The organism is Streptomyces sp. XM83C (assembly GCF_023072675.1).
Lineage (GTDB): Bacteria > Actinomycetota > Actinomycetes > Streptomycetales > Streptomycetaceae > Streptomyces > Streptomyces thermocoprophilus.
In genome coordinates, this window is sequence record NZ_JALLGL010000003.1 from 52,565 (window position 1) to 59,453 (window position 6,889).

Here is a 6,889-nt window from a genome sequence, read left to right on the forward strand (position 1 = left end):
CCGGTCGTCGAGGAAGCGTGACAACGCTGTCGAGGCGGGCCGGGATCTCGACGTGACAACGCTGTCGAGGACCAGGCGGCATTCGGCGTGTAGGCGCTGTCGGCGAGGGCGCGGAGCGGCGTACGGCGTGACAACGCTGTCGACGACGGGTACGACAAGGCCCCCGCCACCCCGGTCGGTCGGGGCGGCGGGGGCGCTGTGCGGGCTACGGCGGGTCAGCTCCAGCTGGCGTGCAGCGGCTTGCCCTCCGCGTAGCCCGCGGCGCTCTGGATGCCGACGATGGCGCGCTCGGCGAACTCCTCCAGGGTGGAGGCGCCGGCGTAGGTGCAGGAGGAGCGGACACCCGCGACGATCGAGTCGATCAGGTCCTCCACGCCGGGGCGGGCCGGGTCGAGGAACATCCGGGAGGTGGAGATGCCCTCCTCGAACAGCGCCTTGCGGGCGCGGTCGTAGGCCGACTCCTCGGAGGTGCGGTTGCGCACGGCGCGCGCGGAGGCCATGCCGAAGGACTCCTTGTACGCCCGTCCGCTCGCGTCCTGCTGGAGGTCGCCCGGCGACTCGTACGTGCCGGCGAACCAGGAGCCGATCATCACGTTGGACGCGCCCGCGGCGAGGGCCATGGCGACGTCACGGGGGTGGCGGACACCGCCGTCGGCCCACACGTGCTTGCCGTACTTGCGGGCCTCGGCGGCGCACTCCAGCACCGCGGAGAACTGCGGCCGGCCGACGCCGGTCATCATGCGGGTGGTGCACATCGCGCCGGGTCCGACACCGACCTTGATGATGTCGGCGCCCGCCTCGATCAGGTCCTTGACGCCCTCGGCGGAGACGATGTTGCCGGCCACGACCGGGACCTGCGGGTCGAGTGCCCGTACCGTCCGGATCGCGCTGATCATCGTCTCCTGATGGCCGTGCGCGGTGTCGATGACGAGCGTGTCCACGCCCGCGTCGAGCAGCTGCTTGGCCTTGCCGGCGACGTCTCCGTTGATGCCGACGGCGGCGGCGATCCGCAGCCGGCCCTGCGCGTCGACGGCCGGCGTGTACAGGGTGGCGCGCAGGGCGCCCTTGCGGGTGAGGATGCCGGCGAGCCTGCCGTCCTTGCCGACGGCCGGGGCGTAGCGCCGGTTGTGCGCGTCGAGGGTGTTGAACGCCTCGCGCGGGTCGATGTCCGCGTCGAGCAGCAGCAGGTCCTTGGACATGACGACGGACAGCTGCGTGAAGCGGTCGACGCCGGTGAGGTCCTGGTCGGTGACGACACCGATGGGCCGCTGCTCCTCGTCGACCACGACGCCGGCGTTGTGGGCGCGCTTGGGCAGCAGGGCGAGGGCGTCTGCGACGGTCTGGTGCGGGGCCAGCACGATCGGCGTGTCGAGCACCAGGTGGCGGCTCTTCACCCAGGAGACGACCTCGGTGACGACCTCGATCGGGATGTCCTGCGGGATGACGACGAGGCCGCCGCGCCGGGCCACCGTCTCCGCCATCCGGCGGCCCGCGATGGCGGTCATGTTGGCGACGACCAGCGGGATCGTGGTGCCCGTACCGTCCGGGGAGCGGAGGTCCACGGCCTGACGGGAGCCGACGGCGCTGCGGCTCGGCACCATGAAGACGTCGTCGTACGTCAGGTCGTAAGCGGGCCGGATGTCGTTGAGGAAACGCACGTGCTGCACATCCCAGTCGTTCAGAGGCGACCCCCTGACAGGTGTGCCAGGGGGAAAGAGCACGTACTTCATTGTCCCATGTCAGGGGGAATGCGACGCCTGGTCGTAACGTCCAGGAACCGTCCGTGACGCTTTGGAGGATCCGACAGGGGCCTGGGCGGGCTCAGCGGGCTCCGGCTCGGGTCCGGGCTCGGGCTTCGGTCCGCGTCCGGGGCAGGCTCGGGCGCCGGACGTCCGGTGGCCGGGTCGGTCCGGGCTTCGGTCCGCGTCCGGGGCAGGGCCCGGGTCCGGCGTCCCGGCTCACCGCAGGGCGAGCGCCACGGTGACCGCGTCGGCCAGGGCGAACACCTCGCGGGCGGTCTCCCACTCGGCGGGCCGGGCCTGGGCGTATCGCTGCCAGTTGCGGACGACGACCAGCGGCTCGTCCGCGCCGGCGGGGCGCGGCCACAGCCCGGGGTCCGAGAGCACGTCGGCGAGGGCGTCCCAGTTGCGGCCGAACCACTCCGGCAGGTCCAGGTCACGGGCGCAGCGCTCCATGAGGGCAGCCTTGTCGGTGACCCCGGCGAGGTCCAGGGTGAGCACGGTGCGCGTCATCTCAGTACCGCCCGGAACGATTCGTAGTGATCGTCGGTGTAGTAGATCTCGCCGCCCTCGCCGGTGACGATGCGGCGCGCGCCGCGGTCGCGGGAGCCGGGCGTGGGGACGGTGTACTCGTGGTACCAGCCGCGCCGGTGTTTCGGCAGCAGGCCCTCGAAGTTGCCGAAGACGGCGCCGTCCTTGGCGTACGGGAAGGGGCCGCCGCGGTCGATGAGGTCGAGGGTCTCGCGCGCCTCGGCGGGCAGGTCGGCCACCCGCACGACGGCCGTGCCGCGGGCCCAGGACGGGATACCGGCGGACGGTGTGCCGCCGGAGGGTGTGCCGGGCGCCGGGGTGCCGGAGCAGCCGACGAGGAGGGCGAGCAGGCACACCAGGACGCGGGGGACGAACCGCTGCAGCATGCGGTCGATGCTGCCACGGCCCTCCCCCGCTCACCCGCTGTCAGGCACCGTCCGGGTCCGCCCGGTTCAGCGCGGGGCGCGGCGTGGGGCCCGCCGTCATCAGGTAGTCGGCGGCGGAGGTGTCCGTCACCAGGCTGGTGACGAGCCCCGAGCGCAGCACCGCGTCGATGGCGGGCGCCTTGCGCTGGCCGCCCGCGATCGCCACGACCTCGGGGATACGGCGCAGCTGGTCGGCCTTGACGGTGATGCACCGCTCGCCCAGGTCCCGGCCGACGCGGCGTCCCTCGGCGTCGAAGAGGTGCGCGGACATCTCGGCGGCGACACCGAGGGAGGCGTAGTGGGCGCGCTCCTCCTCGCTGAGCATGTCGTGCACCGTGGAGATGCCCGGCTCCCAGGAGCCGATGGAGACGCAGGCGACTGTGACCTTGTCGAAGTACTCGAAGGCCCGGGCGATCCCGGTCTGGTTGCGCAGCGCCGCCGCGGTGGCCGCGTCCGGCAGCAGCATCGGCGCGTAGATGGGGTGGGCGTCACCGCCGGACACCTGGGCGGCGCGGCGCACGGCCTCGACGGAGCCGCGTTCGGCGGTTCCGGCGTCGTACACGCCCGTCAGCTGCACGACGGTGCACGGCGGCAGCCGGTCGAGCGCCGCCGCCATGTGGATCGTGGAACGTCCCCAGGCCAGGCCCAGTACGTCGCCCTCGTTGACCAGTTCCCCGAGCAGGTCGGCGGCGACTTCGCCGAGGTTCTCGGGGTCGGGGGTCTCCTCGGAGTCCGGCGGGGACTCCACCACGACGGCGTGCCTGAGGCCGTAGCGGGCGCGCAGCGCGTCGGAGCGCTCGGCATCCAGCTCGGCCGGGACGCGGATCTCGATTCGTACGAGATCCCGTTCGAGGGCCGTCTCCAGGACCCGGGCCACCTTGAAGCGGCTGACGCCGAACTCCTCCGCGATCTGGATCTTGGACTTGCCCTCGAGGTAGAAGCGGCGGGCCATGGCCGCCGCCTGCACCAGCTCTGCGGGTCCCATCCGCATGGCTGACCGGCCCGCCGACATACCCGACACGGCGATCTCCTCACTGCTGTTCACACTCTGGATTCGCCGTTCATCCTTGCAGATCCGGCGCGGTTGATCAGCCCTGATGGCCGCCGTTCACATTCCTGACGCCCATCGTCCTCCCGCAGGCGGGTTTCGGCGGCTGCGCGGGCGGTTCACGACAAAGTTTCCGTGCGGCTCACGGCAGGGCCTTCCGTACGGCTCACGACCAGGCTTTCCGTGCGCTCACGGCACGGTCTCAGTGGGCGCAGGCCCAGCTCGCCTGCGCGGTGGCCGACTGCGCCCGCTCGCGCAGCGCGCGGACGGCCTCGGCCGGGTCGTCGGCGCCGTAGACGGCCGACCCGGCGACGAAGACGTCGGCGCCCGCCTCCGCACACCGTTCGATCGTGGCGGCGGAGACACCGCCGTCGACCTGGAGCCACAGTTCGAGGCCGTGCTTGCTGATCAACTCGCGCGTGCGGCGAATCTTGGGAAGCATGATGTCGAGGAAGGCCTGCCCGCCGAATCCCGGCTCGACCGTCATGATCAGCAGCATGTCCAGTTCGGGGAGCAGGTCCTCGTACGGTTCGACGGGCGTCGCGGGCCGCAGCGCCATGGAGGCGCGGGCGCCCTTGGCCCGGATCTCGCGGGCCAGCCGGACCGGGGCGGTGGCCGCCTCGACGTGGAAGGTGACGGAACCGGCCCCCGCCTCGACGTATTGAGGCGCCCAGCGGTCGGGGTCCTCGATCATCAGATGGCAGTCCAGCGGGGTGTCCGTCGCACGGGCCAGAGACTCTACGACCGGCACGCCGAGCGTGAGGTTCGGTACGAAATGGTTGTCCATCACGTCGACGTGGAGCCAGTCGGCTCCCTCCACCGCCTTGGCCTCGTCCGCGAGGCGGGCGAAGTCGGCGGACAGGATGCTGGGGTTGATCTGCACGGCCATGGCCCAACTCTGCCATGCCGTGCGGGGCCGGGCAGCACCGGTCCCGGACCTGAGCCTTACGGCACGGGCGTCGGCGTGCCATGCTGCGAGCGGTATCGGGGGTGGCCATGAGCGGGAACCGAGGTGTCGCACATCTGGTCTGCGGGCGGCGCGCCAAGTGGCTCGTCCTGGCGCTGTGGCTGGTGGTGCTGTTCCTGACCGCGCCGTTCGCGCAGAAACTGACCGACGCTCAGGACAACGACGCACAGTCCTGGCTGCCGGGCTCCGCGGAGTCCACGCAGGTGCTGGAGATCTCCGAGGGCTTCCGGCCCGAGCAGATCCCCGCCGTCGTGGTGTACGCGCGTGACGACGGCCTGACCGCGCGGGACCGGGCGCAGATCCAGGACGACGTACGACAGCTGAAGCAGCTCCGCGAGCACGGGGTGCGGGGCGCGGAGACCCGCGGCCCGGTCTTCGACCGGCAGGACGATCCGCGGGCCGCGCAGGTGTACGTGCCGATCACGATGGACGAGAAGGGCTGGGAGCGGATCGGCCCGGCCGTCGACTCGATCCGTGACATCACCGGCACCGGCGGGCAGGGCCTGGCCGTGCACATCACCGGCCCCGGCGGCACGTCCGCGGACTTCTCCGAGGGGTTCGAGGGCATCGACTCGACGCTTCTGCTCGCCGCGATGGGCGTCGTGGTCGTCATGCTGCTGATCACCTACCGCAGTCCGACGCTGCTGCTGGTGCCGCTGCTGTCGGTGGTCGCCGCGCTGTTCACCGCGCAGGCGCTGATCTATCTGCTCGCCACGCACGCGGGGCTGACTGTCAACGGCCAGAGCGCCGGCATCCTCACCGTCCTCGTCTTCGGCGCCGGGACGGACTACGCGCTGCTGCTGGTCGCCCGCTACCGGGAGGAGCTGCGCCGGCACGAGGACCGGCACGAGGCGATGGCGCTGGCGCTGCACCGGGCGGGCCCGGCCGTGCTCGCCTCCGGTGCGACGGTCGTGCTGAGCATGCTGGTGCTGCTGGCCGCCGACATGAACTCCACCCGCGGTCTCGGCCCGGTCGCGGCGATCGGCGTCGCCGTGGCCCTGCTGGCGATGCTGACGCTGTTCCCCGCCCTTCTGGTGATCATGGGCCGGTGGATCTTTTGGCCGGTGATCCCGCACCTCGGCAGCGCCGAGCCGACCGAGCAGGGTGTGTGGGCGCGCACCGGCCGCCGTATCGCGCGCCGCCCGCGCCGGGTGTGGGTGCTGACGGCGCTGGCGCTGGCGGTGTGCTCGCTGGGGCTGATCCAACTGCGCGCGGCGGGCATCTCCAACGCGGACGCCTTCACGGGGAAACCGGACTCGATCGTCGGGCAGGAGGTCTCCGCACGGTACTTCCCGGCGGGCAGCGGCGATCCCCTCGTCGTCGTCTCCGACCGGGCGCAGGCCGAGCAGGTCGGACGGGCCGTCGCCGAGACCCGGGGTGTCGTACCGGAGTCGCTGGGGCTGCCGCCGGGCGCGAAACCGGTCCACGAGGGACGGGTGCTGTTCGAGGCGACGCTGCGCGACCCGGCGGACAGCGAAGCCGCCAAACAGACCGTGGAGCGGGTGCGGGACGCCGTGCACGCGGTGCCCGGCGCGGACGCGATGGTCGGCGGCGGTACGGCGGCGCTGCTGGACATGGACAAGGCGACCACGCACGACAACATCCTGATCATCCCTCTGGTGCTGATCGTGGTCATGCTGATCCTGTGCGCGCTGCTGCGGGCACTGATCGCGCCGCTGCTGCTGGTCGGCACCGTCATCCTGTCGTTCGCGGCGGCGCTCGGCATCAGCGCGCTGGCGTTCCGGTACGTCTTCGACTACGCGGGCGAGGGAACGGACTTCCCGCTGTTCGTGTTCGTGTTCCTCGTCGCCCTCGGCATCGACTACAACATCTTCCTCACAACCCGTATCCGGGAGGAGGCCGCCCGGCAGGGCACCCGGCAGGGCGTGCTGACGGGGCTCGCGGCGACCGGCGCGGTGATCACCTCCGCCGGCCTGGTCCTCGCGGGGACGTTCGCGGCGCTGGGCACGCTGCCGATGGTCGCCTTCGCGGAGATCGGCTTCGCCGTGGCGCTCGGGGTGCTGCTGGACACGCTGGTGGTGCGGTCGGTGCTGGTCACGGCGCTGTTCCTGGACGTGGGGCGGGCCGTGTGGTGGCCGCACGCGCTGTCCCGGCGGGACGGGGTGGCCGATGAGCGGGCCAGTGAGGTGAGCCGGTCGGGGGCGGGGTGAGTGTGCGG

The 6,889-nt window shown here is 72.1% G+C and carries 6 protein-coding genes; 1 reads left to right on the top strand and 5 read right to left on the bottom strand.

What is annotated here, in order from left to right:
- Nucleotides 1–215: 215 nt before the first annotated feature.
- From MTQ10_RS01005 to rpe, 5 genes are all read right to left on the bottom strand, one after another.
- Nucleotides 216–1,667, bottom strand: a complete 1,452-nt coding sequence (locus tag MTQ10_RS01005; protein WP_308404525.1) for a GuaB1 family IMP dehydrogenase-related protein — start codon at nt 1,665–1,667, stop codon at nt 216–218.
- A gap of 291 nt (nt 1,668–1,958) precedes the next feature.
- Nucleotides 1,959–2,252 (bottom strand): barstar family protein, encoded by a 294-nt coding sequence (locus MTQ10_RS01010; RefSeq protein ID WP_247461205.1) that lies wholly within the window; start codon nt 2,250–2,252, stop codon nt 1,959–1,961.
- Entirely contained in the window at nt 2,249–2,656 is a 408-nt protein-coding gene (locus MTQ10_RS01015; protein ID WP_247461207.1) for a ribonuclease domain-containing protein, read from the bottom strand. The genes MTQ10_RS01010 and MTQ10_RS01015 overlap by 4 nt, the downstream gene beginning before the upstream one ends.
- Before the next feature lie 40 nt (nt 2,657–2,696).
- Nucleotides 2,697–3,740: a sugar-binding transcriptional regulator gene (locus tag MTQ10_RS01020; RefSeq protein ID WP_247461209.1), complete on the bottom strand. Its 1,044-nt coding sequence runs from the start codon at nt 3,738–3,740 to the stop codon at nt 2,697–2,699.
- 205 nt (nt 3,741–3,945) lie between these two features.
- A complete protein-coding gene (gene rpe, locus MTQ10_RS01025) occupies nt 3,946–4,632 on the bottom strand; it encodes a ribulose-phosphate 3-epimerase (protein WP_247461211.1) in 687 nt (228 codons plus the stop codon).
- A gap of 107 nt (nt 4,633–4,739) precedes the next feature.
- On the opposite strand from rpe, the gene MTQ10_RS01030 reads away from it, so the two are divergent.
- On the top strand, nt 4,740–6,881 hold the full coding sequence (locus tag MTQ10_RS01030) for an MMPL family transporter (RefSeq protein WP_247461213.1): 2,142 nt from the start codon (nt 4,740–4,742) through the stop codon (nt 6,879–6,881).
- Nucleotides 6,882–6,889: the final 8 nt, after the last annotated feature.